Raw genomic sequence first — 25,027 nt, forward strand, 5'->3', positions numbered from 1 at the left:
GGCTACCCAACTCGTAGCCCCGGTAAGCGCAGCGCCACCGGGGAAATAGCCAACCTGAAGCTCAGACCTACTGCCAGCTCACCTCGCCTTTCGGCTCGTAGGCTGCCGCATCCAGCGGCGAGTTCTTCTCGATATACTCTTTCAGCACTTCGGCATCGATAAAGCCGGTATTCACATACCCGGGTTTATCGGCAATGTTCGGATAGCCATCGCCGCCGGTAGCGTTAAAGCTCAGCGTCGCCATCCGGTAGGTCTTCGCCGGATCCACCGGTTCGCCTTTGATTTTCAGATCGTTCAGTTTGCCATCTTTGGCTACAAAGCTGACGTTGGCAAACTGCGGATAGGCGCCGGAATCCGGCTTCATCTGCGCGACGGCGGTCAGGTAATCCACCACCTCCTTGCCGCTCATATCGACATAGGTCAGCACATTGCCGAACGGCTGGACCTTCATCACATCCTTATAGGTGATATCCCCCGCCTCGATGGAGTCGCGGATCCCACCGCCGCTCATCACCGCGAAATCCGCGTTGCTGCGCGCCATCTGCGCCGCCAGCAGCAGGTGCCCCATATTGGTCTGCACAAAGCGCACTTTACTGCGGTCGCCCTCCAGATGACCATTCACGCTACCGATTTTGACCTGCAGCTGCGCTTTGCCTTTGTTCTGGAATGGCGTCAGCAGCGACATCATCTGCGGGTTCTCTGCGATCTGCGGCGTATACAGCACCCGCTCGCTTTGGCCGTTATCGTAAGTCACTTTTTTCTTCAGGTTCACCGGGATCAACTGATAATGCACCAGCTTCATCTCGCCGTTGCGGAACTCAAAATCGGCGCGGCCGACGTATTTGCCCCACTCATGCGCCTGGACGATCCAGATGCCGTTCTGACGATCCGGCGCGCACGGGGTGCCTGGCACATAATCGACCTGCTTTTTATTTTCCGACGCCATGCATACCGGATCCTGCGAGTGACCGCCGACGATCATCGCCAGCGATCCCGCAGGTAAACTCCGCGCCATTTCAACGTCGCCCGGCGCGTTAGAGCCGTGGTTGCCATTGTCGTAATGGCCCATATGGGTGGTGGCCAGGATCACGTCCGGCTTTTCATTCTGCTGCAGCTCCTGGATCACCAGCTTCGCCTCTTCCGCCGGTTTGCGGAATTCGATATCGGTGAAATATTCCGGATTGCCAATCTTGGCCGTATCGTCGGTGGTTAAGCCAATCACCGCGATTTTCAGCCCGCCGCGCTTAAACAGCGCCCAGGGTTTGAACAGCCGTTCGCCGGTGCTTTTCTGATAAATATTGGCCGACAGGAACGGGAACTTCGCCCACTTTTCCTGCTGGCGCAGCACGCTAAGCGGATTATCAAATTCATGGTTCCCCACCGCCATTGCGTCGTAGCCGATCAGGTTCATGCCGCGAAAATCGGGCTCTGCATCCTGTAAATCAGACTCCGGCACGCCGGTATTAATATCGCCGCCGGATAACAGCAGGACGCTCCCCCCTTCCGCCGCCACTTCTTTCCGGATGCCATCGACCAACGTTTTCTGCGCCGCCAGACCATATTCGCCGTAGTCATTGCGCCAGAAATGGCCGTGATGATCGTTGGTGTGCAGGATGGTAATTTTATAGGTTTTATCCTGCTCATAGGCCTGTGCGGACAGGCTGCCCAGCGATAAGGCGGCAAATAACGCCAGCGCTACGCGATGTTTAAAATACTGCATGCTTCACTCCCTGACTTAATCCCAAGTGCCGAAAGTATAGCGAGTTAGTCGCGTTGACAAATATGTTTTCAGAATTGCGACTTCCTTCAACCCCTAAGGACAGGTATGTTAGTCGGATAATAATTCCACCTGCATCCTCTATACGCCTTCGCGTTGTATGGCATTGCGTCAGCCCGTTGGTTATATTTCCCATGTAGTAGCCGGGAAAATCAGGGTCGTCGCCATGGCGTAAAAATGACGAAAGCTATATAAAAAAGTGACGTGAACCTATGGCAATCAATCAGACCGCTCAACCCCTGTCCGGCCCCGCTGCGCCGCCGCAAAAAGCACGCACCTCGTTTGGCATCTTAGGCGCGATCAGCCTGTCCCATTTGCTTAACGATATGATCCAGTCGCTCATCCTGGCGATTTACCCGCTGCTGCAGGCGGAGTTCTCCCTTACCTTCGTGCAGATCGGGATGATCACCCTCACCTTCCAGCTGACCTCATCGCTATTCCAGCCGGTGATTGGTTACATCACCGATAAGCGCTCAATGCCGTGGTCCCTGCCGGTGGGCATGTGCTTCACCCTCTGCGGTTTGATTCTGCTGGCGCTGGCCGGGAGTTTCGGCATGGTGCTGCTGGCTGCCGCGCTGGTGGGTACCGGCTCCTCGGTTTTCCATCCGGAATCATCCCGCGTGGCGCGGATGGCCTCTGGCGGCCGTCACGGCCTGGCCCAGTCGCTGTTCCAGGTCGGCGGCAACTTCGGCAGCTCGCTTGGTCCATTGCTGGCGGCGGTAATTATCGCCCCCTATGGCAAAGGCAACGTCGCCTGGTTCGTGCTGGCCGCCCTGCTGGCTATTGTGGTGCTGTCGCAAATCAGCCGCTGGTATGCCGCACAGCACCGGATGAATAAAGGCAAACCGAAGCCGCTGATCGTTAATCCGCTGCCGCGCAATAAGGTGATTCTGGCGGTAGGTATTCTGCTGATGCTGATTTTCTCGAAATATTTCTATATGGCGAGCATTAGCAGCTATTACACCTTTTATCTGATGCATAAGTTCGGATTATCGGTGCAAAATGCCCAGCTTCATCTGTTTGCCTTCCTGTTCGCGGTTGCCGCCGGGACGGTAATCGGCGGGCCAGTTGGCGATAAAATTGGACGTAAATATGTGATTTGGGGCTCTATCCTCGGTGTGGCGCCGTTTACCCTCGTTTTACCCTACGCCAGCCTTGAATGGACGGGGATTTTAACGGTGATTATTGGTTTTATCCTCGCCTCGGCCTTTTCCGCTATACTGGTCTATGCGCAGGAGCTGCTGCCGGGTCGAATCGGCATGGTTTCTGGCCTGTTCTTCGGCTTCGCCTTTGGCATGGGTGGCCTTGGCGCCGCGGTGCTGGGCCTGCTGGCGGACCATACCAGTATCGATCTGGTGTATAAAATCTGTGCCTTCCTGCCGCTGCTGGGTTTCCTGACGATATTTCTTCCTGATAACCGGCAAAAAGCCTGATTATCCGGCGGCCAAAGTGCAACGCTGGCCGCCGTTATCCCTTGCGCCATCAGCCTGATGCGCGCATTCCCTCCGCGATTTTCCCTTCTGTGCCTTTTGGCCGGTTAATTCCATTTTTTTGCACAATTCAAGAATTATTCATAAACAAAGTGAACGTTTTTGTCATAAACTATTACCCGGATAGGGTAGCAAAATGGACCGATACACCACTGGAAAGGAGACGGAATGCACCACGCAACACCGCTTATCACCACCATTGTCGGCGGCCTCGTGCTCGCCTTTATTCTCGGCATGATTGCCAATAAGCTACGTATTTCTCCTCTGGTGGGATATCTCTTAGCGGGCGTGCTGGCCGGACCTTTCACCCCAGGCTTTGTTGCTGATACCAAACTGGCTCCTGAACTGGCAGAACTCGGCGTGATCCTGCTGATGTTCGGCGTCGGGCTGCATTTTTCCCTGAAAGATCTGATGGCGGTAAAGTCGATCGCCATTCCCGGGGCCATCGCCCAGATAGCCGTGGCGACGCTGCTGGGTATGGCACTTTCCGCCGCCCTTGGCTGGTCGCTGATGACCGGCATCGTCTTTGGCCTGTGTCTCTCCACCGCCAGTACCGTGGTGCTACTGCGTGCCCTCGAGGAGCGACAGCTTATTGACAGTCAGCGCGGGCAGATTGCCATTGGCTGGCTGATTGTAGAAGACCTGGTGATGGTCCTGACGCTGGTCCTGCTGCCAGCGATTGCCGGGATGACGGAGAAAGGTGACGTTGGCTTCGCCTCTCTGGCCCTCGACCTCGGGATCACCATTGGTAAAGTGGTGGCCTTTATCGCCATCATGATGCTGGTCGGTCGCCGGTTGGTGCCGTGGATCATGTCGCGCAGCGCCGCCACCGGATCACGCGAGCTGTTCACCCTGTCGGTGCTGGCCCTGGCGCTGGGCATCGCCTTCGGCGCCGTGGAGCTGTTTGATGTCTCCTTCGCCCTTGGCGCCTTCTTCGCCGGCATGGTGCTTAACGAATCTGAGCTGAGCCACCGCGCCGCCCATGACACCCTGCCGCTGCGCGACGCCTTCGCGGTGCTGTTCTTTGTCTCCGTCGGCATGCTGTTTGACCCGATGGTGCTGGTGCAGCAGCCGCTGGCGGTGCTGGCGACACTGGCGATTATTATCTTTGGTAAATCCGCCGCCGCCTTTTTCCTCGTGCGTATGTTTGGTCATTCGCCGCGTACCGCATTGACCATTGCCGCCAGCCTGGCGCAGATTGGTGAGTTTGCCTTTATTCTCGCCGGCCTGGGGATGGCGCTTAACCTGCTGCCGCAGGCTGGACAAAACCTGGTGCTGGCCGGGGCGATCATCTCGATTATGCTCAACCCGGTGCTGTTTACCCTGCTGGAAAAATATCTCGATAAAACCGAAACCCTCGACGAGCAGACGCTGGAAGAGGTGCTGGAAGATGAGAAACAGGTGCCAGTCGATATCTGTAACCACGCGCTGCTGGTTGGCTTCGGCCGCGTCGGCAGTCTGCTGGGCGAGAAGCTGATGGCCCAGGGGATCCCGCTGGTGGTGGTTGAAACCTCGCGTACCCGCGTGGATGAGTTACGCGAGCGCGGGATCAGCGCGGTGCTGGGTAATGCCGCCAATGAAGAGATCATGGAACTGGCGCATCTCGACTGCGCCCGCTGGCTGCTGCTGACTATCCCCAACGGCTACGAGGCCGGAGAGATTGTCGCTTCCGCACGGGAAAAATGCCCGAATATCGAGATCATCGCCCGCGCCCATTACGATGATGAAGTGGACTACATTATCGATCGCGGGGCTAATCAGGTGGTGATGGGCGAGCGGGAAATTGCCCGCGCCATGCTGCAGCTTTTGGAAACGCCACCGGCCGGTGAAGTGGTCACCGGCTGATGTACTGCCCTCTCCCCGTCGGGAGAGGGGCGCGCTTACCGATCCCAGTACGCCTCTTCCAGGCTGTCCTCACGCTCCGGCAGGCCGCGGGTTAAACGCGGCGAGTGCTGGTTCAGCACCTGATAGCTCACGCGGTTGGCATATTTACACACCTGCGCCAGTGAGGAGTAGGTCAGCCATTTGCATTTGTGCTTGCTGGAGTTGGGTACGTTATTGCGGTGGTAGTTATTGGCGGTGATGTCATGCAGCAGCGCCGCCAGGGCGCCGTCGCCAGCGCCGTTGGTATTCATGATTTTTTCAGGCCCGCCCATATACGGGGCGATATGTGAATAGATACGCAGCGGATTAACGCAATCCTGGTGGCGCATCGCACGGCTGAATTCAAACTGGTTAAACTCTGGGATCGCCCCCGGCAGCAGCGGATGCTGGGTTTTCCGCTTAGCCTCTTCTTCGGTAAAGCCCGCCATATACAGGCCCGCCGGACCGGCAGTGCACAGCACCAGGTCGACCCAGTCCAGCGCTTTATCCGCCGCCGACAGCGGATCGGCAAAACCGGTCAGGGCTTCCCCTTCTTCTTCATTCATCGCCAGAATCGAGACATGCTCCTGCAGGAACTGCTGCCACCACGCCGGGTTATCGGCAATCACGTATTTAGTTCCGAGAGTTAACACCACCGGCACATCATGCTTTTTGGCGTACTCGATGGCTTTCATCGTGGCGTCTGGCATCGGCTCGCCCGGCTTGCAGCGTACCAGGTAGGAGGTGAGCACCAGCGCCGAGGCGCCGGCGATCACCGCTTCCGGAATGCTTTCCGGGCGCAGCTTGTTCATGTGACCCGGGCTGATGGCGAAGGTGCGCTCGCCGCTGTCGCTGATCAGGGTAAAACAGCGGCCAATGGCGCCGTCGACGCCCTGCAGATAGTTCAGATCGGTGCGGCTGGAGGTATTGCACAGGTAGCGATAGGCATAGCCGCCGATGTCGATATTGCTGCACATCACGCCAAGCAGCACCGAGCGATCGTCCGCCAGCACCGAGTAGTTATGCATGGTATTGCCGATGGTGCCGCCGGCAAACTGATGGGTAATGAGATTATTGCGTACCAGCTCCTGGTACAGCGCCTCGGCGACGTCATCTTCAATCACCAGCGAGTGGCCCGCGCTCAGACCATAGCGTACGATAAACGCTTCATCCACTTTCGCTTCGATATCCACCAGCGTCTGGTCGATACCGACCACCCAGGAGACGCTGGATTCATTCTCCGGCTGAATTTGCTGCAGCAGCGGGTCGCGGGCGTTGACGGGAAAATAGTGTTTGGATTTGCGTTTACCGGGAAATTTCATAGTGGCGCTTAAATAACAGGGAACAAGCGGGAAATAGTAGCATATTCCCCGCCCTGCGCGCGATCAGCGATAAGGCGCCGTCAGGTTGACCATCATCTCAATATGCGCCACATCCGCATTTAGCGCCGGAATATATTCATACTGCTCGCCACCCGCTTCGAGGAAAACTTCCCGGTTCTGAACGGCAATCTCTTCCAGCGTTTCGAGACAGTCAGCGGCAAACCCCGGGCACAGCACCTGAATATGCTTCGTCCCCTGCTCGCCAAGCATCTTCAGCGTCTCATCGGTGTACGGCGTCAGCCAGGGTTCCCGGCCAAAGCGCGACTGGAAGGTCATCATCACCCGCTCCGGCGGCAGCCCCAGCGCGGAAACCAGTTCCCGCGTGGTATCGCGACAGCGCTGGGGATAATCATCGCCCTGGTTGGCATAGCGCTGCGGGATCCCATGGTAGGAGAGCAGCAGCAGATCGGGTTCCCCGTGCACCGCGAAGGAGGCGCGCACGCTGGCCGCCAGCGCATGGATATAGTCCGGGTGATCGGCATAGTCGCGAATAAACGAGATACCCGGAATAGCGCGCTTTTTCGCAAGGATCCGCGCCAGCTCATCCCAGACGGCGGCCACCGTCGAACAGGAATATTGTGGGTACAGCGGCAGCACCACGATGTGTCCCACCCCCTGCGCCAGTAAATCATCCACCGCGCTGGCCAGCGACGGCGAACCATAGCTCATGCCCAGCGCCACCGGCGTATCCGGCAGCCTGGCGGCCAGCGCCTGCTGCTGGCGACGGCTGTATACCATCAGCGGCGATCCCTCCTCCATCCACACGGACTGATAGAGCTTCGCCACGCGCGGGGAGCGAATCGGCAGTATGACGCCACGCAGCAGCGGCCACCATAGCAGACGAGATGTATCCACCACCCGTTTGTCGCTGAGGAATTGTCGCAGATAGCGCTTCACCGCACCGGGGGTGGGCGCATCGGGAGTGCCTAAATTGGCCAGCAAGATACCTGTTTTCGTCTGATGCATTACCGCCTCTTAACCATTTGAATCGCAGCCAATTGTAGCTGAAATGGCGCTAAACGGAACCAATCATAGCAAAAGGTAGAAATGAGAGGAGTTCTCATCCTGCGGCAGCAGGATGAGAAAAGGCTTTATCAGCCGAGGATTTTTTCCAGTTCAGCGCGCACGTCAGCTACCGCTTTGGTGCCGTCGACTTTGGCATATTTGGTGTTGCCCGCCTGCGCTTCTTTGGTGTAGTAGCCGATCAGCGGTGCTGTCATCTGATGGTATTCCACCAGGCGCTTACGCACGGTCTCTTCCTGGTCGTCTTTACGGGTGGTCAGCTCTTCGCCGGTCACGTCGTCTTTGCCTTCCACCTTCGGCGGATTGAATTTGATGTGGTATACGCGACCGGATGCCGCATGAACGCGACGGCCAACGATGCGGTCGACGATCAGTTCGTCCGGCACGTCGAATTCCAGCACGTAATCAACGGTAATACCCGCTTCTTTCATGGCGTCAGCCTGCGGAATGGTGCGTGGGAAGCCGTCCAGCAGGAAACCGTTACGGCAATCTTCCTGGGCGATACGCTCTTTCACCAGCGCGATGACCAGCTCATCGGTCACCAGCTTGCCGGCGTCCATAATGTCTTTCGCTTGCTTACCGAGCTCAGAGCCGGATTTTACCGCCGCGCGCAGCATATCGCCGGTGGAGATTTGCGGAATACCGTATTTCTCCATGATGAACTGAGCCTGAGTTCCTTTACCCGCGCCCGGAGCGCCAAGCAGAATAATACGCATTACGAAAATCCCCTCAAAAGTCGATTCAATTTTTCAAAAACGCTAAACCATACCACCAGAACGGCGATGGCTCAAGGAAGGCGGTGCGGCTGAAACGGTTAATGGTGAGATATTTTATGCAATCCAATGTGAAATGCCCCGCCGGAGCAAATTGCTCAGGCGGGGCATTTATCCCGTTCCCGGCGTCGCGTCGCTTGGCCGGGCTACTCGTTCAGGTTCGCGTCAGGAAGCCAGCAGCTGGTTCATACGGCGGATAAACTGGTTCGGATCTTCCAGCGTGCCGCGCTCAGCCAGCAGCGCCTGATCCAGCAGCAGCTCTACCCATTCACCGAACTGCGCGTCATCCTGGGTATCGGCGGCGCGTTTCACCAGCTGATGCGCCGGGTTCAGTTCGAAGATGTATTTCACTTCCGGTGCCGCCTGGCCCGCTGCCGCGAACAGCTTCGCCATCTGCGTGCTCATCTCATCGGCATCGGTAGTGACAATCGCCGGGGTGTCGGTCAGACGATGGGTCAGACGCACCTCTTTCACCCGGTCGCCAAGCAGGTTTTTCACACGCTCAACGAACGGCTCCAGCGCTTTTTCAGCTTCTTTGGTGGACTCGTCCACTTCATCCGCCAGCTTGTCCAGCGACTCGTCGGCTTTCGCCACCGACTGGAACGCTTTGCCGTCGAACTCGGTCAGGTAGCTCATCATCCACTCGTCGATGCGATCGGAGAGCAGCAGAACTTCAATCCCTTTCTTACGCAGCAGTTCGAGGTGCGGGCTGCTCTTCGCCGCCGCATAGCTGTCGGCAGTGATGTAGTAGATCTTCTCCTGGCCTTCTTTCATGCGCGAGACATACTCTTCCAGCGACACGGTCTGCGCGGAGGAGTCGGTATGCGTCGTCGCGAAACGCAGCAGTTTGGCGATCGCTTCCTGGTTGCTCGGATCTTCCGCCGGGCCCTCTTTCAGCACCAGGCCGAACTGTTTCCAGAAAGTTTGATATTTTTCAGCGTCGTCTTTCGCCAGCTTATCCAGCATCTGCAGCGCGCGTTTGGTCAGCGCGGTACGCAGGTTGCGGGTCACGCTGCTGTCCTGCAGGATTTCACGGGAGACGTTCAGCGGCAGATCGTTGGAGTCGATCAGGCCACGCACGAAGCGCAGGTAGTTCGGCATAAACTGCTCGGCGTCGTCCATAATGAACACACGCTGCACGTACAGCTTCAGGCCGTGTTTATGATCGCGGTTCCACATATCCCACGGCGCCTGCGACGGGATATACAGCAGGCTGGTATACTCCTGCTTACCTTCCACGCGGTTGTGGCTCCAGGTCAGCGGGTCGCTGTAGTCGTGAGCGATATGCTTGTAGAACTCTTTGTATTCGTCGTCGTTCACTTCGGACTTGCTGCGGGTCCACAGGGCCTGCGCCTTGTTGATTTTTTCCCACGAAATCACGGTTTCGCCGTCTTTCTCTTCCTGCTTTTCAATCTCAACCGGCAGCGCGATATGGTCGGAATACTTGCTGATGATGGAGCGCACGCGCCAGTCGTTGAGGAAATCGTCTTCGCCCTCACGCAGATGCAGGGTGATTTCGGTGCCGCGATCGGCTTTGGTGATGTCGGCAACGGTATATTCCCCTTCGCCGGCGGATTCCCAGAACACGCCATTCTCAGGTTTATCGCCCGCCGCACGGGTACGCACGGTCACTTTATCCGCCACGATGAAGGCAGAGTAGAAGCCGACGCCGAACTGGCCGATCAGCTGGCTGTCTTTCGCCTGGTCGGAACCCATCGATTCCAGAAACGCTTTGGTGCCGGACTTGGCGATAGTGCCGAGATGATCGATAACCTCTTCCCGGTTCATGCCGATACCGTTATCGGCGATGGTCAGGGTGCGGTTGTCTTTATCAAACGAAACCCGTACGCGCAGCTCGCCATCGCCCTCATACAAATCCGGCTGCGACAGCGCGCGGAAACGCAGCTTATCGGCCGCATCAGAGGCGTTGGAAATCAGCTCACGCAGAAAGATTTCTTTGTTGGAATAGAGGGAATGGATCATCAGGTGCAGAAGTTGCTTTACCTCTGACTGAAAACCACGAGTTTCTTGTCCTTTCATCTGATTCAACCTCAACAATGCCATTTTAAATGGGGTAAAAAACCGTTGAGTGGGAGATGGGGACTGCGGGGAAATTTTTCAAGCGGAGGCGGCGCTGGCCGCCTCCATTTGTTCAGAAAGTAATCTTGTGACGACCGGCCAGCGAGTGGGACAGCGTGGTGCCGTCGACCATTTCCAGCTCGCCGCCCACCGGCACGCCGTGGGCGATGCGGCTGGCATCAACGCCATACTGCGCGCACAGCTCCGCGATGTAGTTGGCCGTCGCCTCACCCTCAACGGTCGGGTTAGTGGCAAGGATCACCTCGGTGATCGACTCCGCTTCCAGCCGTTGTTCAAGGCGATCGAGCCCGATGTCATCTGGCCCGATGCCGTCGAGCGGCGACAGGTGCCCCATCAGCACGAAGTAGCGGCCGGAATACTGCCCGGTCTGCTCGATGGCGTGGATGTCCGCCGGACTCTCCACCACGCAGATCTGGCCGTTTTCCTGGCGACGCGGGTTGCTGCAGATATTGCACACCTCCTGCTCGGTGAAGGTGCGGCAATCGGCGCAGTGGCCGATCTCCGACATCGCGCGCGTCAGCGCCTGCGCCAGGCGCATACCGCCGCTGCGATCGCGCTGCAGCAGGGTAAACGCCATGCGCTGCGCCGACTTCGGGCCAACGCCCGGCAGACAGCGCAGCGCTTCCATAAGCTGAGTTAACAGCGGGCTGGTTTGCATCAGAACGGCATCTTGAAGCCTGGCGGCAGCTGCATACCGGCAGAAACGGAAGCCATCTTCTCTTTCTGGGTCTCTTCAATGCGGCGCGCGGCGTCGTTAAACGCGGCAGCCACCAGATCTTCCAGCATTTCTTTGTCGTCTTCCAGCAGGCTTGGGTCGATTTCCACACGGCGGCAGTTGTGCGCGCCGTTAATGGTCACTTTCACCAGACCCGCGCCGGATTCGCCAGTCACTTCCAGCTGAGCGATCTCTTCCTGCATCTTCTGCATTTTGTCTTGCATCTGCTGGGCCTGCTTCATCAGGTTACCCAGGCCGCCTTTTCCACCAAACATAGGCTTCTCTCTCAGTCAGTCATCGTTAAAGGTACTGAATGCCAGTCAGACTGGCGTTCAAATGGGGCGGATACTCTCTTCATCCAGATCGGCGTCGAAGAAACGACGCAGGGTCTGAATGTTATTATCCGCGATAATGGCTTCGCGCGCCTGCGCGAGCTTTTCTTCATAAATAGCCTGCCGCCACTCCAGCGGCGTACGCATCGCGGGATTATCATCTTCCACGATGGTCAATTCAACCGGCGTACCGTACAACACCCCCAGCGCTTCAGCCAGCTTTTGCTGCGCGCCGGTGGAATTGAGGTGACGCTGGCTGGGGCGCAGATGCAGACAGACGCGGCAGCCCTCCTGCTCTTTCCACGCGTTGAGCGCCACCTGCTCGACCAGCTTAGGTACCGCCAGCCGGCTCACTTCCGCCGCCCAGCTGTCGCGCTCGACCGCTTCTTCGGCGAGCTTGGCCGCCAGCTCCGGCGTCTTCTCATGCTCCAGCGCTTTTTTCAGCGCTTTTGGCGTCGCGACTTCGACTTTGGCCTCTTCAACCACTGTCGTCGCCTTCCAGCGATAGGCCTCTTTCTTCGCCGGGGCCTGCTCAAGGGCAGCCGCCGCCGGACGAGCCTGGACGCGCTCGGTAATCGAACTCAGTCGCTCCAGCGCAGCGTTATTCACCGGCCGCGCGCGGGAAGCGGCTGCCGGTTCACTCTTTTTTGGAGTGGTTGCTCCCTGGCTGCGCTGCAGGTGGCTGCGGGCCGCCAGCACCTGGCTGGTGGTCGGCGGCAAACTCTGCGACGGCTGCTGCGGCGGCGCAGCGGGGGCAACCGGCTGACGCGGCGCGGGCGCGGCGGTCTGTGCTGGCTGCACTTCCGGCTCTGGAAGCGGCTTACGCGGATGAAACGCCAGCGCGCGAAGCAGCGTCATTTCGACGCCCATTCGCCGGTCCGGCGCATAAGGCAGCTCTTTGCGGCCCATCAGCAGCGTTTGGTAGTAAAGCTGAACGTCACCCGGCGGTACGGTTCGCGCCAGTTCGCGCATCCGCACTTCGACCGTGGCCATATCGGCGCCCAGCGCCGAAGGCGACAGCTGTACCATGGCGATGCGGTGCAGCAGGCTCTGCATCTCCACCAACAGCGCCTCCCACTCGACGCCGCGTGCGGCGGCGTCATTGACGCCCGCCATCACCCGCTCGCCGTCGGCAGCGACCAGCGCTTCAATCAGCGACAGCGCCTGATCGTCATCAAGGGTGCCGAGCATAGCGTTCACCGATGCGGCCGTCAGCTGTCCTTCTCCACTGGCAATCGCCTGATCGGTCAGGCTTAAGGCATCGCGCAGGCTGCCGTCGGCTGCCCGCGACAAGAGCTGCAGCGCGCGGGGCTCAAAGGCAATCTGCTCTTCGCCAAGAATATGCTCCAGCTGATGGCGGATCTGTTCAACATCCAGGGCTTTGAGATGGAACTGCAGGCAGCGGGATAAGATCGTCACCGGCAGCTTCTGCGGATCCGTCGTCGCCAGCAGGAATTTGACGTGTGCTGGCGGCTCCTCCAGCGTTTTTAATAACGCGTTGAAGCTGTGGCGCGACAACATATGGACTTCGTCGATGAGATAGACCTTAAAGCGGCCGCGGGCCGGCGCGTACTGGACGTTATCCAGCAGGTCGCGGGTATCTTCGACTTTGGTGCGCGAGGCGGCGTCAATCTCAATCAGATCGACAAAACGCCCCTGTTCAATTTCCCGGCAGTTATCGCACACGCCGCAGGGGGTGGCGGTGATGCCGGTTTCACAGTTTAACCCTTTCGCCAGCAGACGGGCGATGGAGGTCTTACCGACCCCGCGGGTACCGGAAAAGAGATAAGCGTGATGAATGCGCCCTAACGACAAGCCGTTCGCCAGTGCGGTCAGCACATGTTCCTGGCCGACGACGTCAGCAAAGGTTTGTGGGCGCCATTTACGGGCTAAGACCTGATAACTCATGGGCTGGCTCTGAAACGCTGGAAGGTGAAATCACGAAGGGGTCATGCTATCACAGCCCCGCCCGATCGGCGAGGCTATGTGGAGGGATTTGCTTAGTGGCCCGGGAACGGCACCAGGCTGTAGCAGTGGATCCCCAGCTTCTCCAGGCGCTGTTCGCCGCCCAGATCGAACAGGTTGATAATGAAAGCGGCATCGTGCACTTCGCCGCCGAGACGGCGGATCAGTTTGACCGTCGCGTCGATGGTGCCGCCGGTCGCCAGCAGATCGTCCACCACCAGCACCTTGTCGCCCGGTTTGATCGCATCAACGTGGATCTCCAGCTGATCGGTGCCATACTCCAGCTCATAGCTCTCGGCAATGGTTTCACGCGGCAACTTACGCGGCTTGCGAACCGGAACAAAGCCCACGCCCAGCGCCAGCGCAACCGGGGCGCCGAACAGGAAGCCACGCGCCTCAGTCCCTACCACTTTGGTAATACCCGCGTCTTTGTAGCGCTCGGTCAGCAGTTCAATGCTAAGCGCGTAGGCCCTCGGGTCTTCCAGTAAGCTGGTGACATCGCGGAAAAGAATGCCAGGTTTTGGATAATCCTCGATACTCTGGATGCTGTTCTTCAGATATTCAAGCTGCTGTGCAGTTGCGGTCATAAGTGTATGCCTGATTGAAACGGTGTTACCCACGGGCGTGCAAAAGGGGCCAAAGAAACATTTGTTTAACCTTTGACCAGGCTTGCCCGCGCTCGAAAACGCCAGAATTTACTGGCTGTCAGCAACAATTGCAACAGGCATTATTGCGCATCAGTGCTTTTGTTGCTTTGCGTCAACCACCGGAATGCGCCACATAAAGATCAGCAGGCAGGCCAGAATGACCAACAGCATGATGCGCACCCACGTAAGCTTAACCAGCCACAGCGAAATAGCAAAAGTCACTACGATCATCGCAATGGCGCGCGGTTTGGCGCCGCGAGGCATCGCGCGGTACTGCTGCCAATGGCGAAGATAGCCGCCAAACCAGGAGCGATACAGCAGCCACTGGTGAAAGCGCGGCGATGAGCGGGCAAAGCACCAGGCGGCGAGCAGAATAAACGGCGTCGTCGGCAGCAACGGTAAGAAGATGCCCAGCGTACCCAGCGCTACCGCCAGCCAGCCGATAATGGTTAGAATAACAGGTGGCATAATGCGAATCGTTATCAAACAGATGAGGCTACTGTAGCACAGTTGGCTGGAAGGGAATGGAGAGGTGTGGTGAAAACAGCTCAACTTTTACAAACGCTGAACGATCAGCTCAGCGAGCTGGCCGCGCTGGTGGCGCCGCTGGCGGAGCACGCGACCCTGAGCCCACGCTTTGACCGTCAGCTCTTTCATACCCGCAGCACGCTGATGCAGGACTATCTGGCGGAAGCCCGGCAAAACTTTTCCCAACTGAGCCAGGCCGTCGAGCGCCAGCAGCTGCCGCAGGTGGTCTGGATTGCCGAGCGTCTGGCGGCGCAAATCGCCGCGCTGCGTCGTGAAACCGCCACCTGGTCCTTGCGCAGTTGGGACCACGCGTCGCCAACGCTGAGCCGCTGGCAGCGCCGTCGCCTGCAGCATCAGGAGTATGAGCGCCGCCTGCTGGCGATGCGCGACCAACGTCAGCGTCAGCTGGCGCAGGCGACCAGCCTTGACGAGCAGCAGCGGCTGGGGAAAGAAGTTGAAGCCTACAGCGGCCGGTTGGCGCGCTGCCGACAGGCACTGGACAAGATTGAAAACGTACTGGCGCGGCTGACGCGCTAACAGGAGAGCCCGATGTCGCTGGAAAATGCATCCGATGAGGTCAAACTGGCCGTCGATTTAATCATGTTGCTGGAATCACATCAGATCCCGGCGCAAACCGTGCTGGGCGCGCTGGAAATTGTCAGGCGGGATTATGCAAACAAGTTAAAAAACGCGGAAAGCGGGTCGCAAAACCCAGAGAAGTAGGATGTTGTCTCCGGCAGTGTGCTGGCAGTCTGGTCCTCTGCGCATGACGCCACTGGAGACAATATTGATGGAAAAAGTCAGTCAAACCCCACACGACGCGGTGTTTCGCCAGATGCTCATGCATCAGGCGGTCGCGAAGGATTTTTTGCAGTTGTATCTCCCCGCGCCGTTTCTGGCGATCTGCGAACTGGATTCGCTGCAGCTGGTCTCCGGCAGCTTTGTTGAAGAGGACCTGCGCGCCAGCTATTCCGATATCCTTTACTCACTGCGCACGCGTCATGGACCGGGCTATGTGTACGCGCTGATTGAGCACCAGAGTACCCCGGACAAGCTGATGGCATTTCGCCTGCTGCGCTATGCGCTGGCCGCCATGCAGCGTCATCTGGACGCCGGCCACGACACGCTGCCGCTGGTGGTGCCCATTCTGTTTTATCACGGCAAAGTGAGCCCCTGGCCCTGGGCCCGCAACTGGCAACAGCTATTCGCCGATCCGGCGCTGGCGAAGACGCTCTATAGCAATGATTTTCCGCTGGTGGACCTCACCGTAATGCCAGATAATCAGATCGCCCGTCATCGGCGGATGGCCATGCTGGAGCTGCTGCAAAAGCATATCCGCCATCGCGATCTGGCCGAGCTGCAGGTGCCGCTGATTGCGCTGATGACGCAAGGCTATCTGACCGAAGCGCAGCTGAATACGCTGCTGCGCTATATGTTGCAGGCGGGAACTACGGAACATCCGGGGGCGCTGATCCGCACGCTGGCGGCGCAGTCGCCCAGGCATAAGGAGCTGATGATGACCATTGCCGAATGGCTGGAAGAAAAAGGCCGTAAACAGGGACAGCAAGAGGGTGAGCAGGAAGCCACCCGCAGCATCGCCGCCAGAATGTTGGCGCGCGGCCTCGAACGTCAAACCGTGCAGGAGCTCACCGGGCTCAGCGATGAAGAACTCGCCGCGCTGGCACCCTGAAGCAGCAGGGGCGGCTTTGCGCCGCCCCTCTTCGATCAGGACGCGGTGGTGGGCGCCAGATCGTCCCCCTTCCCGTCCCGCTTCACTTCGGTGACTTCATCACCTTTTTCATTGCGCAGATGAACTTCCAGCTGGTTAAAGGCAATGTTAATGTCATTCTCCCGGCACAGGCGGTCGATGGCGCGGTTGAGCTCATCCACCGTGTAGCTGCGATCGCGCAGTTCACGAACATACAGACGCAGTTCATGATCCAGCGTACTGGCCCCGAAGGTGGTGAAGAAAACCGCTGGCGCCGGCTCCTGCATCACTTTCGGATGATCGTGCGCGGCCTTCAGCAGCACCTCTTTCACTTTATCCAGATCGGAGCCATAGGCGACGCCGAGGCGGATCACCACCCGGGTCACGGTGTCGGAGAGCGACCAGTTGATCAAGCGCTCGGTAACGAACGCCTTGTTCGGGATAATTACCTCTTTGCGATCGAAGTCGGTGATGGTGGTCGCGCGGATACGGATTTTGCTTACCGTACCGGAGAAGGTGCCGATGGTTACCGTATCCCCAATGCGCACTGGACGCTCGAACAGAATAATCAGACCGGAGACGAAGTTACCGAAGATCTCCTGCAGGCCAAAACCTAAACCAACCGACAGCGCGGCCGCCAGCCATTGTAGTTTATCCCAGGAGACGCCCAGCGACCCGAACACCGTCATCGCCCCGATGGCGATAATCGCATAGTTAAGAATGGTGGTGATGGCGTAGGAGGTGCCCTGACGCATATTGAGACGCGAGAGAACCAGCACCTCCAGCAGACCCGGCAGGTTGCGTATTAGCGCCCAGGCGACCATCGACGCCACAATGGCAAACAGCAGACTGCCCATCGTGACGCTGCGCACCACGCTGGCCCCCGCTTCGGTACCGTTGTAGTGCCAGAGGGTAATGCTGTCGAGATAGGCGAAAACGGTGATCAGATCAGACCAAATCGCCCAGAACATGACCGCGAACAGCGCGATCATCACCAGCATGGTGATGCGCAGCGTCTGCTGGTTGACCTGCTCGAGAGCGATAGTCGGCTCCTCCTGCGGCTCGGCGCCTTCCGCGCCCTCCTTCACCAGATGCTGACGGCGCGCCAGCGCCCGGCGCCAGGCGATACGTCGCGCCGCCACGCTCAGACCGCGCAGCACGGTCTGGTACAGCAGGTTCCAGATCATCACCAGATACACGGTCTCGATCCAGCGTCCCGCCAGGCGCAGCGTGGTGTAGAAGTAACCGGTCGCCGTCAGCACCATCAGGGCTACCGGGACAATAGACAGCACGGTGATCGTCAGCAGGCGCAGGCTGTGTGATTCTTTATCACGCCAGCTTTCCCGACACATCGGCCAGACCAGCACGGCAATCAGCAGCAGATTGAAGAAAATCACAAACTGCCCCAGCACGTCGTCCATCAGGTTCAGTGGCGACAGCTCGGAAATCACCGACCAGAAATTCAGCGGCAGCAACGCGAGGCTGACGCGAACAATTTGTCGCCGCCAGTGGCTGGTCAACTGCGCAGGCATATTGAAGTGGCTGACCGCCACGCCGTTCTTTTCCAGCACTTTCCAGCACAGACCAAACACCAGCCAGAACATGGCCAGCTTTTTACTGTACGCCCACAGCAGTCCGCTGATATTAAGCTGCATGGTGAGTAAGATCAGGCCAATCGCCAAAATTACCAGCACCACCGGCAAGGCCCGAATCAGGTCGATCAGGATCGCCTTTGGCGTATGCAGCTGGGTATCGTTGCGCAGCTGCCCCACCTGGGAAGCAAGCTTAGCCTGATAATCCTTCAGCCACTGCAGACGCCAGCGGATCAGGCCGGCAATCAGCAGCAATGGTAAACCGGCCAGGAAAGCGATAAACACCGCGGGCCACGCTTTTTCCCAGTTCACGGTGATTTTCATCGCCTTAAACTGACCTTTCAGCGCTTCCGGGAAGGCCTTAATCCACTCCCAGTCCATCGGTTTATTGCTGTTCACCCAGAAAATTTGTTGGGTCAGAATTTCCTTCAGACTGCTCGAGACGCTCATCAACTGCTGCTGGTTGATCTGCAGGTTGATGGCCATCATCAGCTGGTTCCCCAGCTGTTTGTTGAACTGGTCAAGCAGTTCGCGGCGCATGTCGATCACTTCCAGTAGCGCGGCGTGGACTTCATCGTTCACTTCGCTGCTGTGCCCCTCCTCCAGTTTGGCGACAAAGGCGTCGCTCTGGAACAGCGCGTCGCGCTGCTGGTTCACCTCAAACTGCTCGAGCCGCAGGTCGGCGATGCGGTTGGTCATATCCTGCAGTTCGTCCGCCGACGGCAGCGTCTGCTGTTGCTGATAAAGAATGCGCGACAGCAGCAGGCTCCCCCGCAGAACTGAAATTTGCTCTTTAATATCCCGTTCAGACTGCAGCGCGCGGTCGAGCCAGTTCTTCACCTGGATATTGCGCTGCACCAGCTGGTTACCGTTCTCCGTCGCCTGGATCAGCTTCTCGCTGAGCTGATGGTTAATATCCAGCTCCTGCTTAACCAGCGGATTGGCCTGAATTCGCGTGGTTTCGTCCGGGGTGACCGCCTCCTGGGCGGTTTTCTCCGTCAGCGTAAGCCGCTTGCTGTTCACCGCCTCCTGCAGCAGCTGCAGCTGATGCTCCAGCCGGTTGCTCCAGGCGGTGACGTAGTCACGCTGCTTCTGCAGGGTATCCTGCAGGACGGTGTTGCCTTCGAGGCTCTTGCGCTGCTGCTCAATCTGCGCGTTGAGCAGCGCCTGTTGAGCCTGCAACAGCACCTGCTGGGTCGGGCGCAGCGTCTCGTCGCCCACCGAGGTGCCATTCAGCCGATTGCGGATCTGCTGCAACTGTTGGGAGGCGTTATACATCGCGTTCTGCACACGTTCCGGCTGCGTTTGCAGGGAAACCAGCTGGCTGTTATAGGTCGCCAGATCGTTTTGCGCATTCTGCAGGTCGTCCAGCGTCTGAGTGACGCGTGATTCCAGTTGACGCAGAGAGAGCGTACTGAGCGTTTTGCGCGTGGCGGCGTCGTCGGGGACGTCGCTCAGATTGTTGAGACTATCCACCGCCTGGCGCAGCTTCGCCGGGGCTTGCTCGACCTGCTGACGCAGCTGTGCCGTCTCGCTTTTGATGCGCTCGATTTTATCCAGCGTTTCCAGCGTCTGGGTCAAATCCTGCTGGACCAGTTTGTCCTGCGGAGTCAGTTCTTTTTGCTTGTTTAACGTATTGAGCTGGCTCTGCACCTCTGCCCGGTCAGGGAGGTCCGCGGCGCGGCCCTGGACTGGGCTGAAAAGGCCAATAAAGCAGAGCAGCGTAATGAAAAAGATAAACGTGGCGCGTTGCCTGGAGATCGTGTGCAGCATAGTTAATATGAATGAATGCAAATGCCGGAGAATACCGGGGGTCGTCGCAAGCGCGCAGAATAGCACTTCTCTTCGCTGGCGAATAGCGGCGGACGGCGCTAAAAATTCACGTACATCCGCGCGCTAACGTTAAGCTGTCAGGCTCTCCGGGCCGCGTAGCGTAGGACAGAACTGATACATCTCCAGCAGGATGGCGACGTAGTCGCGCGCTTCCGCATGCAGGTCGAACGAGTCAGGGGCAAACAGCCAGTTTTCCATCAGGCCGGAAAGGTAGCTGCGCATTAACACGGCCGCCCGCCGGGTGAGTAAATTGGCGGGCAACAGCTTCGCGGCGATGCACTCTTTTAAGGTCTGCTCGATACGCTCGTAGCTCGCCAGGGAGAGCTGCCGCTGGGCCTGCTGCACTACGGTCATCTCACCGACAAACTCACACTTATGATAGATAATCTCCATCATTAATCGTCGACGTTCCTCTGTCACTGTCGCTTCAAGAACATAGACTAATATCTCCCTGATAACTGAGAGTGGATCGTTGGGGAATTTTGCCCGATACTCAATTTCGAGATCGCTAATACTGGCGTCTGACAGCTCCCAAATTTCGTTGAATAAATCTGATTTATTCTTGAAATGCCAGTAGATAGCCCCCCTCGTTACACCCGCAGCTTTTGCAATTGTTGCCAACGAGGTAGATGATACGCCTTGCTGCGAAAACAGACGCAGAGCAACATCCAGAATCAGTTGCCGGGTTTCACGTGCCTGTTGTTTGGTTTTTCGTGCCATAGGTTAATGACTTTACAGAGGTTACGTTTACATACATTTGTGAATGTATGTACCATAGCATGACCATAATAGAAAGACTGTAGTGGGTTTGTGGTTGTTTGAGCCACTGAACATTTTGAAATTGGACACTCGAGGTTTACATATGAACAAAAACAGAGGGTTAACGCCTCTGGCGGTCGTTCTGATGCTCTCAGGCAGCTTAGCGCTAACAGGATGTGACGATAAACCGGCTCAACAAGGAGCCCAGCACATGCCGGAAGTCGGTATTGTGACGCTCAAATCCGCACCTCTACAAATAACCACCGAACTGCCAGGCCGCACCAGCGCCTATCGCATTGCGGAAGTCCGTCCTCAGGTCAGTGGCATTATTTTAAAACGTAACTTCGTGGAAGGTAGCGATATCCAGGCCGGCGTCTCCCTGTATCAGATCGATCCCGCCACCTATCAGGCCAGCTATGACAGCGCCAAAGGCGACCTGGCAAAAGCCCAGGCGGCGGCGAACATGGATCAACTGACGGTCAAGCGTTATCAGAAACTGTTAGGCACCAAATATATTAGTCAACAAGACTACGATACCGCCGTTGCGACAGCACAGCAGAGCAATGCGGCCGTGGTCGCAGCAAAAGCAGCTGTTGAAACCGCGCGCATCAATCTGGCCTACACCAAAGTCACCTCGCCAATTAGCGGCCGGATTGGTAAATCCGCCGTGACCGAAGGGGCGCTGGTGCAGAATGGTCAAACGACTGCCCTGGCAACCGTTCAGCAGTTGGATCCGATCTATGTTGACGTCACCCAGTCGAGCAATGATTTCCTGCGCCTGAAACAGGAGCTGGCCGATGGCCGCCTGAAACAGGAAAACGGCAAAGCGAAAGTGGAGCTGGTGACGAATGACGGTCTCAAATATCCGCAGGCCGGCACGCTGGAATTTTCGGATGTCACCGTCGATCAGACCACCGGCTCTATCACGCTGCGCGCGATTTTCCCGAACCCGGACCACACCCTGCTACCGGGGATGTTTGTGCGTGCCCGTCTGGAAGAAGGGGTTAACCCTGACGCCCTGCTGGTACCGCAACAGGGTGTTACCCGTACGCCGCGCGGCGACGCCAGCGTCATGGTGGTCGGGGAAGGCGATAAAGTCGAAGTCCGCCAGGTCACTGCTTCTCAGGCGATCGGCGATAAATGGCTGGTCACTGACGGTCTGAAAACTGGCGATCGCGTTATCGTCACCGGCCTGCAAAAAATCAAACCAGGCGTGCAGGTAAAAGCGCAGGAAGTAGCTTCTGATGATAAACAGCAAGCCGCAGGCAACGCGCCATCAGAACAAACCAAGTCTTAACTTAAACAGGAGCCGTTAAGACATGCCTAATTTCTTTATCGATCGCCCCATATTTGCATGGGTGATCGCCATCATCATCATGCTGGCTGGGGGATTATCGATCCTCAAATTGCCGGTAGCGCAATATCCGACGATTGCGCCGCCAGCAATTTCCATTACCGCCATGTACCCCGGTGCTGACGCCGAAACTGTGCAGAACACCGTGACTCAGGTTATCGAACAGAATATGAACGGTATCGACCACCTGATGTACATGTCCTCCAATGGCGACTCCACCGGTACGGCGACCATCACCCTGACCTTCGAATCCGGTACCGATCCGGATATTGCCCAGGTTCAGGTTCAGAACAAGCTGGCGCTGGCGACGCCTCTGCTGCCGCAAGAAGTACAGCAGCAAGGGATTAGCGTTGAGAAAGCGTCCAGCAGCTTCCTGATGGTTGTCGGCGTTATTAACACCAACGGCACCATGAACCAGGACGATATTTCGGACTACGTGGCGGCCAACATGAAGGACCCGATCAGCCGTACCAGCGGTGTCGGCGACGTTCAGCTGTTCGGTTCCCAGTACGCGATGCGTATCTGGATGGATCCGAACAAACTGAACAACTTCCAGCTGACGCCGGTGGACGTGATCAGCGCCCTGAAAGCGCAGAACGCCCAGGTGGCCGCGGGTCAGTTAGGCGGTACGCCGCCGGTGAAAGGCCAGCAGCTTAACGCCTCGATCATCGCGCAAACCCGTCTGACCAATACCGAAGAGTTTGGCAACATTCTGCTGAAGGTGAACCAGGACGGTTCCCAGGTTCGTCTGCGCGATGTCGCCAAAATTGAGCTGGGCGGCGAAAGCTATGACGTAGTGGCGAAGTTTAACGGCCAGCCAGCATCGGGTCTGGGTATTAAACTGGCTACCGGCGCGAACGCGCTGGATACCGCCAACGCTATCCGTGCAGAACTGGCGAAGATGGAGCCGTTTTTCCCGTCGGGGATGAAGATCGTTTACCCGTATGACACCACCCCGTTCGTGAAAATTTCTATTCACGAAGTGGTTAAAACGCTGGTGGAAGCGATCATCCTGGTGTTCCTGGTCATGTATCTGTTCCTGCAGAACTTCCGCGCCACGCTGATCCCGACCATCGCCGTACCCGTAGTCCTGTTAGGCACCTTCGCGGTGTTGGCGGCGTTTGGCTTCTCGATAAACACCCTGACGATGTTCGGGATGGTGCTCGCCATCGGCCTGTTGGTGGATGACGCCATCGTGGTGGTCGAGAACGTCGAGCGCGTAATGGCGGAAGAGGGTCTGCCGCCGAAAGAAGCGACGCGTAAATCGATGGGACAGATCCAGGGCGCGCTGGTCGGTATCGCCATGGTGCTGTCGGCGGTATTTATCCCAATGGCGTTCTTCGGCGGTTCAACCGGGGCCATCTATCGCCAGTTCTCCATCACCATCGTTTCTGCGATGGCGCTGTCGGTACTGGTGGCGTTGATCCTGACGCCAGCGCTGTGCGCCACGATGCTGAAGCCTATTCAGAAAGGCAGCCATGGCGCGACCACCGGTTTCTTCGGTTGGTTTAACCGCATGTTCGATAAGAGCACGCACCACTACACCGACAGCGTAGGCAACATTCTGCGCAGCACCGGTCGTTATCTGGTCCTGTATCTGATCATCGTGGTGGGCATGGCGTGGCTGTTCGTCCGTCTGCCGAGCTCGTTCCTGCCGGACGAGGACCAGGGGGTATTCCTGAGCATGGCGCAGCTGCCTGCCGGCGCCACCCAGGAGCGTACGCAGAAAGTGCTGGATGAGATGACGAATTACTATCTCACCAAAGAGAAGGACAACGTGGAATCCGTGTTTGCGGTTAACGGCTTCGGCTTCGCCGGCCGCGGCCAGAACACCGGCATCGCGTTCGTCTCGCTGAAAGACTGGAGCCAGCGTCCGGGTGAGGAAAACAAAGTTGAAGCGATCACCGGCCGGGCGATGGGCTACTTCTCGCAGATTAAAGATGCGATGGTGTTCGCCTTTAACCTGCCAGCTATCGTTGAACTGGGTACCGCGACCGGCTTTGACTTCCAGCTCATTGACCAGGGCGGTCTGGGCCACGAAAAACTGACCCAGGCGCGTAACCAGCTGTTTGGCATGGTGGCGCAGCACCCTGACGTGTTAACCGGCGTGCGTCCTAACGGTCTGGAAGATACACCGCAGTTTAAAATCGATATCGATCAGGAAAAAGCCCAGGCGCTGGGCGTCTCCATCAGCGACATTAACACCACGCTGGGCGCGGCCTGGGGCGGGAGCTATGTCAACGACTTTATCGACCGCGGCCGCGTGAAGAAAGTGTACATCATGTCTGAAGCGAAATACCGTATGCTGCCGGAAGACATCGGCAAGTGGTATGTTCGCGGCAGCGATGGTCAGATGGTGCCGTTCTCCGCCTTCTCTACTTCGCGTTGGGAATACGGTTCGCCGCGTCTGGAACGCTACAACGGCCTGCCGTCGCTGGAAATTCTCGGCCAGGCAGCGCCAGGCAAGAGTACCGGTGAGGCGATGAGCCTGATGGAAGAGCTGGCGGGTAAACTGCCTTCCGGTATCGGCTACGACTGGACCGGGATGTCTTATCAGGAACGACTGTCCGGCAACCAGGCCCCTGCCCTGTATGCCATTTCGCTGATTGTCGTCTTCCTGTGTCTGGCAGCGCTGTATGAGAGCTGGTCAATTCCGTTCTCGGTCATGCTGGTCGTTCCGCTGGGTGTGGTCGGTGCGCTGTTAGCCGCTACCTTCCGCGGTTTAACCAACGACGTTTACTTCCAGGTGGGCCTGTTGACCACCATCGGCCTGTCGGCGAAGAACGCGATATTGATCGTTGAATTCGCCAAAGACCTGATGGAGAAAGAGGGTAAAGGGCTAATTGAGGCAACGCTTGAAGCAGTGCGTATGCGTCTGCGTCCGATCCTGATGACCTCCCTGGCGTTTATCCTCGGCGTTATGCCGCTGGTGATCAGCTCGGGTGCCGGCTCCGGCGCGCAGAACGCCGTCGGTACTGGCGTAATGGGCGGGATGGTGACCGCGACGATTCTGGCCATCTTCTTCGTGCCAGTGTTCTTCGTGGTGGTTCGTCGCCGCTTTAGCAAGAAATCGGAAGATATTGAGCACAGCCATCAGGTTGAGCATCATTAATCGTCACACTTGAACAAAGGGCCGCCTTCGCGGCCCTTTTTTTGTCCGTCGCAACAGGGCACATATTGCCATTG

19 protein-coding genes and 1 other annotated feature are annotated in these 25,027 nt (G+C 57.8%); of the genes, 7 read left to right on the plus strand and 12 right to left on the minus strand.

The genetic code is table 11. The features are described 5' to 3' along the window. Positions 1 to 67 precede the first annotated feature (67 nt). The gene (gene ushA, locus AS136_RS14910) at positions 68 to 1,720 is read right to left on the minus strand and encodes a bifunctional UDP-sugar hydrolase/5'-nucleotidase UshA (RefSeq protein ID WP_012542660.1); all 1,653 of its coding nucleotides are present in this window, start codon (positions 1,718 to 1,720) and stop codon (positions 68 to 70) included. Positions 1,721 to 1,989: 269 nt separating this feature from the next. Here ushA and AS136_RS14915 point away from each other — a divergent pair, with 269 nt between their 5' ends. Together AS136_RS14915 and ybaL are read left to right on the plus strand one after the other, a co-directional pair. After that, positions 1,990 to 3,210 (plus strand): MFS transporter, encoded by a 1,221-nt coding sequence (locus tag AS136_RS14915; RefSeq protein WP_008805454.1) that lies wholly within the window; start codon positions 1,990 to 1,992, stop codon positions 3,208 to 3,210. Positions 3,211 to 3,435: 225 nt separating this feature from the next. Then, the gene (gene ybaL, locus AS136_RS14920) at positions 3,436 to 5,112 is read left to right on the plus strand and encodes a YbaL family putative K(+) efflux transporter (protein ID WP_008805453.1); all 1,677 of its coding nucleotides are present in this window, start codon (positions 3,436 to 3,438) and stop codon (positions 5,110 to 5,112) included. A gap of 35 nt (positions 5,113 to 5,147) precedes the next feature. On the opposite strand, the gene AS136_RS14925 is transcribed toward ybaL, so the two are convergent. From AS136_RS14925 to AS136_RS14965, 9 genes are all read right to left on the minus strand, one after another. Continuing rightward, positions 5,148 to 6,452 (minus strand): inosine/guanosine kinase, encoded by a 1,305-nt coding sequence (locus AS136_RS14925; protein ID WP_008805452.1) that lies wholly within the window; start codon positions 6,450 to 6,452, stop codon positions 5,148 to 5,150. Between the two features lie 63 nt (positions 6,453 to 6,515). Then, positions 6,516 to 7,478, minus strand: a complete 963-nt coding sequence (hemH, locus tag AS136_RS14930) for a ferrochelatase (protein ID WP_008805451.1) — start codon at positions 7,476 to 7,478, stop codon at positions 6,516 to 6,518. Positions 7,479 to 7,606: 128 nt separating this feature from the next. Next, positions 7,607 to 8,251 (minus strand): adenylate kinase, encoded by a 645-nt coding sequence (adk, locus tag AS136_RS14935; protein ID WP_002892184.1) that lies wholly within the window; start codon positions 8,249 to 8,251, stop codon positions 7,607 to 7,609. A 222-nt stretch (positions 8,252 to 8,473) separates the two neighbouring features. Beyond that, the gene (gene htpG, locus AS136_RS14940; protein WP_012542661.1) at positions 8,474 to 10,348 is read right to left on the minus strand and encodes a molecular chaperone HtpG; all 1,875 of its coding nucleotides are present in this window, start codon (positions 10,346 to 10,348) and stop codon (positions 8,474 to 8,476) included. 112 nt (positions 10,349 to 10,460) lie between these two features. Further along, positions 10,461 to 11,066 (minus strand): recombination mediator RecR, encoded by a 606-nt coding sequence (gene recR, locus AS136_RS14945; protein WP_008805449.1) that lies wholly within the window; start codon positions 11,064 to 11,066, stop codon positions 10,461 to 10,463. Further along, a complete protein-coding gene (locus AS136_RS14950) occupies positions 11,066 to 11,398 on the minus strand; it encodes a YbaB/EbfC family nucleoid-associated protein (RefSeq protein WP_008805448.1) in 333 nt (110 codons plus the stop codon). The genes recR and AS136_RS14950 overlap by 1 nt, the downstream gene beginning before the upstream one ends. A 57-nt stretch (positions 11,399 to 11,455) precedes the next feature. Then, positions 11,456 to 13,363, minus strand: a complete 1,908-nt coding sequence (gene dnaX / locus AS136_RS14955) for a DNA polymerase III subunit gamma/tau (protein WP_063266832.1) — start codon at positions 13,361 to 13,363, stop codon at positions 11,456 to 11,458. Next, positions 12,059 to 12,123, minus strand: a sequence feature (DnaX frameshifting element). (Overlaps the previous gene by 65 nt.) Positions 13,364 to 13,455: 92 nt before the next feature. Beyond that, positions 13,456 to 14,007, minus strand: a complete 552-nt coding sequence (gene apt / locus AS136_RS14960) for an adenine phosphoribosyltransferase (protein WP_063266833.1) — start codon at positions 14,005 to 14,007, stop codon at positions 13,456 to 13,458. Between the two features lie 150 nt (positions 14,008 to 14,157). Beyond that, positions 14,158 to 14,535 (minus strand): DUF454 family protein, encoded by a 378-nt coding sequence (locus AS136_RS14965; protein ID WP_008805444.1) that lies wholly within the window; start codon positions 14,533 to 14,535, stop codon positions 14,158 to 14,160. 69 nt (positions 14,536 to 14,604) lie between these two features. Between AS136_RS14965 and priC the strand changes: the two genes are divergently transcribed. From priC to AS136_RS14975, 3 genes are all read left to right on the plus strand, one after another. Next, positions 14,605 to 15,132, plus strand: coding sequence for a primosomal replication protein N'' (gene priC / locus AS136_RS14970; protein WP_016160398.1), 528 nt, complete (start codon positions 14,605 to 14,607; stop codon positions 15,130 to 15,132). A 12-nt stretch (positions 15,133 to 15,144) separates the two neighbouring features. Beyond that, a complete protein-coding gene (rsmS, locus tag AS136_RS26000) occupies positions 15,145 to 15,318 on the plus strand; it encodes a pleiotropic regulatory protein RsmS (protein ID WP_008805442.1) in 174 nt (57 codons plus the stop codon). 67 nt (positions 15,319 to 15,385) lie between these two features. After that, a complete protein-coding gene (locus AS136_RS14975; RefSeq protein WP_016160397.1) occupies positions 15,386 to 16,285 on the plus strand; it encodes an Rpn family recombination-promoting nuclease/putative transposase in 900 nt (299 codons plus the stop codon). A 35-nt stretch (positions 16,286 to 16,320) separates the two neighbouring features. Here the strand turns inward: AS136_RS14975 and mscK are convergent, their stop codons facing one another. Next, on the minus strand, positions 16,321 to 19,668 hold the full coding sequence (mscK, locus tag AS136_RS14980) for a mechanosensitive channel MscK (protein ID WP_012542666.1): 3,348 nt from the start codon (positions 19,666 to 19,668) through the stop codon (positions 16,321 to 16,323). Positions 19,669 to 19,797: 129 nt separating this feature from the next. Then, positions 19,798 to 20,448 (minus strand): multidrug efflux transporter transcriptional repressor AcrR, encoded by a 651-nt coding sequence (acrR, locus tag AS136_RS14985; protein WP_008805439.1) that lies wholly within the window; start codon positions 20,446 to 20,448, stop codon positions 19,798 to 19,800. Between the two features lie 142 nt (positions 20,449 to 20,590). Here acrR and acrA point away from each other — a divergent pair, with 142 nt between their 5' ends. Further along, positions 20,591 to 21,784, plus strand: coding sequence for a multidrug efflux RND transporter periplasmic adaptor subunit AcrA (acrA, locus tag AS136_RS14990; RefSeq protein WP_008805438.1), 1,194 nt, complete (start codon positions 20,591 to 20,593; stop codon positions 21,782 to 21,784). A 22-nt stretch (positions 21,785 to 21,806) separates the two neighbouring features. Then, positions 21,807 to 24,953 carry a multidrug efflux RND transporter permease subunit AcrB gene (gene acrB / locus AS136_RS14995; RefSeq protein ID WP_008805437.1) on the plus strand — a complete coding sequence of 1,049 codons (3,147 nt, stop codon included), beginning with the start codon at positions 21,807 to 21,809 and terminating at the stop codon, positions 24,951 to 24,953. The last annotated feature ends 74 nt before the right edge of the window (positions 24,954 to 25,027 follow it).

The organism is Klebsiella sp. D5A, from assembly GCF_001620885.1.
GTDB classification, from domain to species: domain Bacteria; phylum Pseudomonadota; class Gammaproteobacteria; order Enterobacterales; family Enterobacteriaceae; genus Klebsiella; species Klebsiella variicola.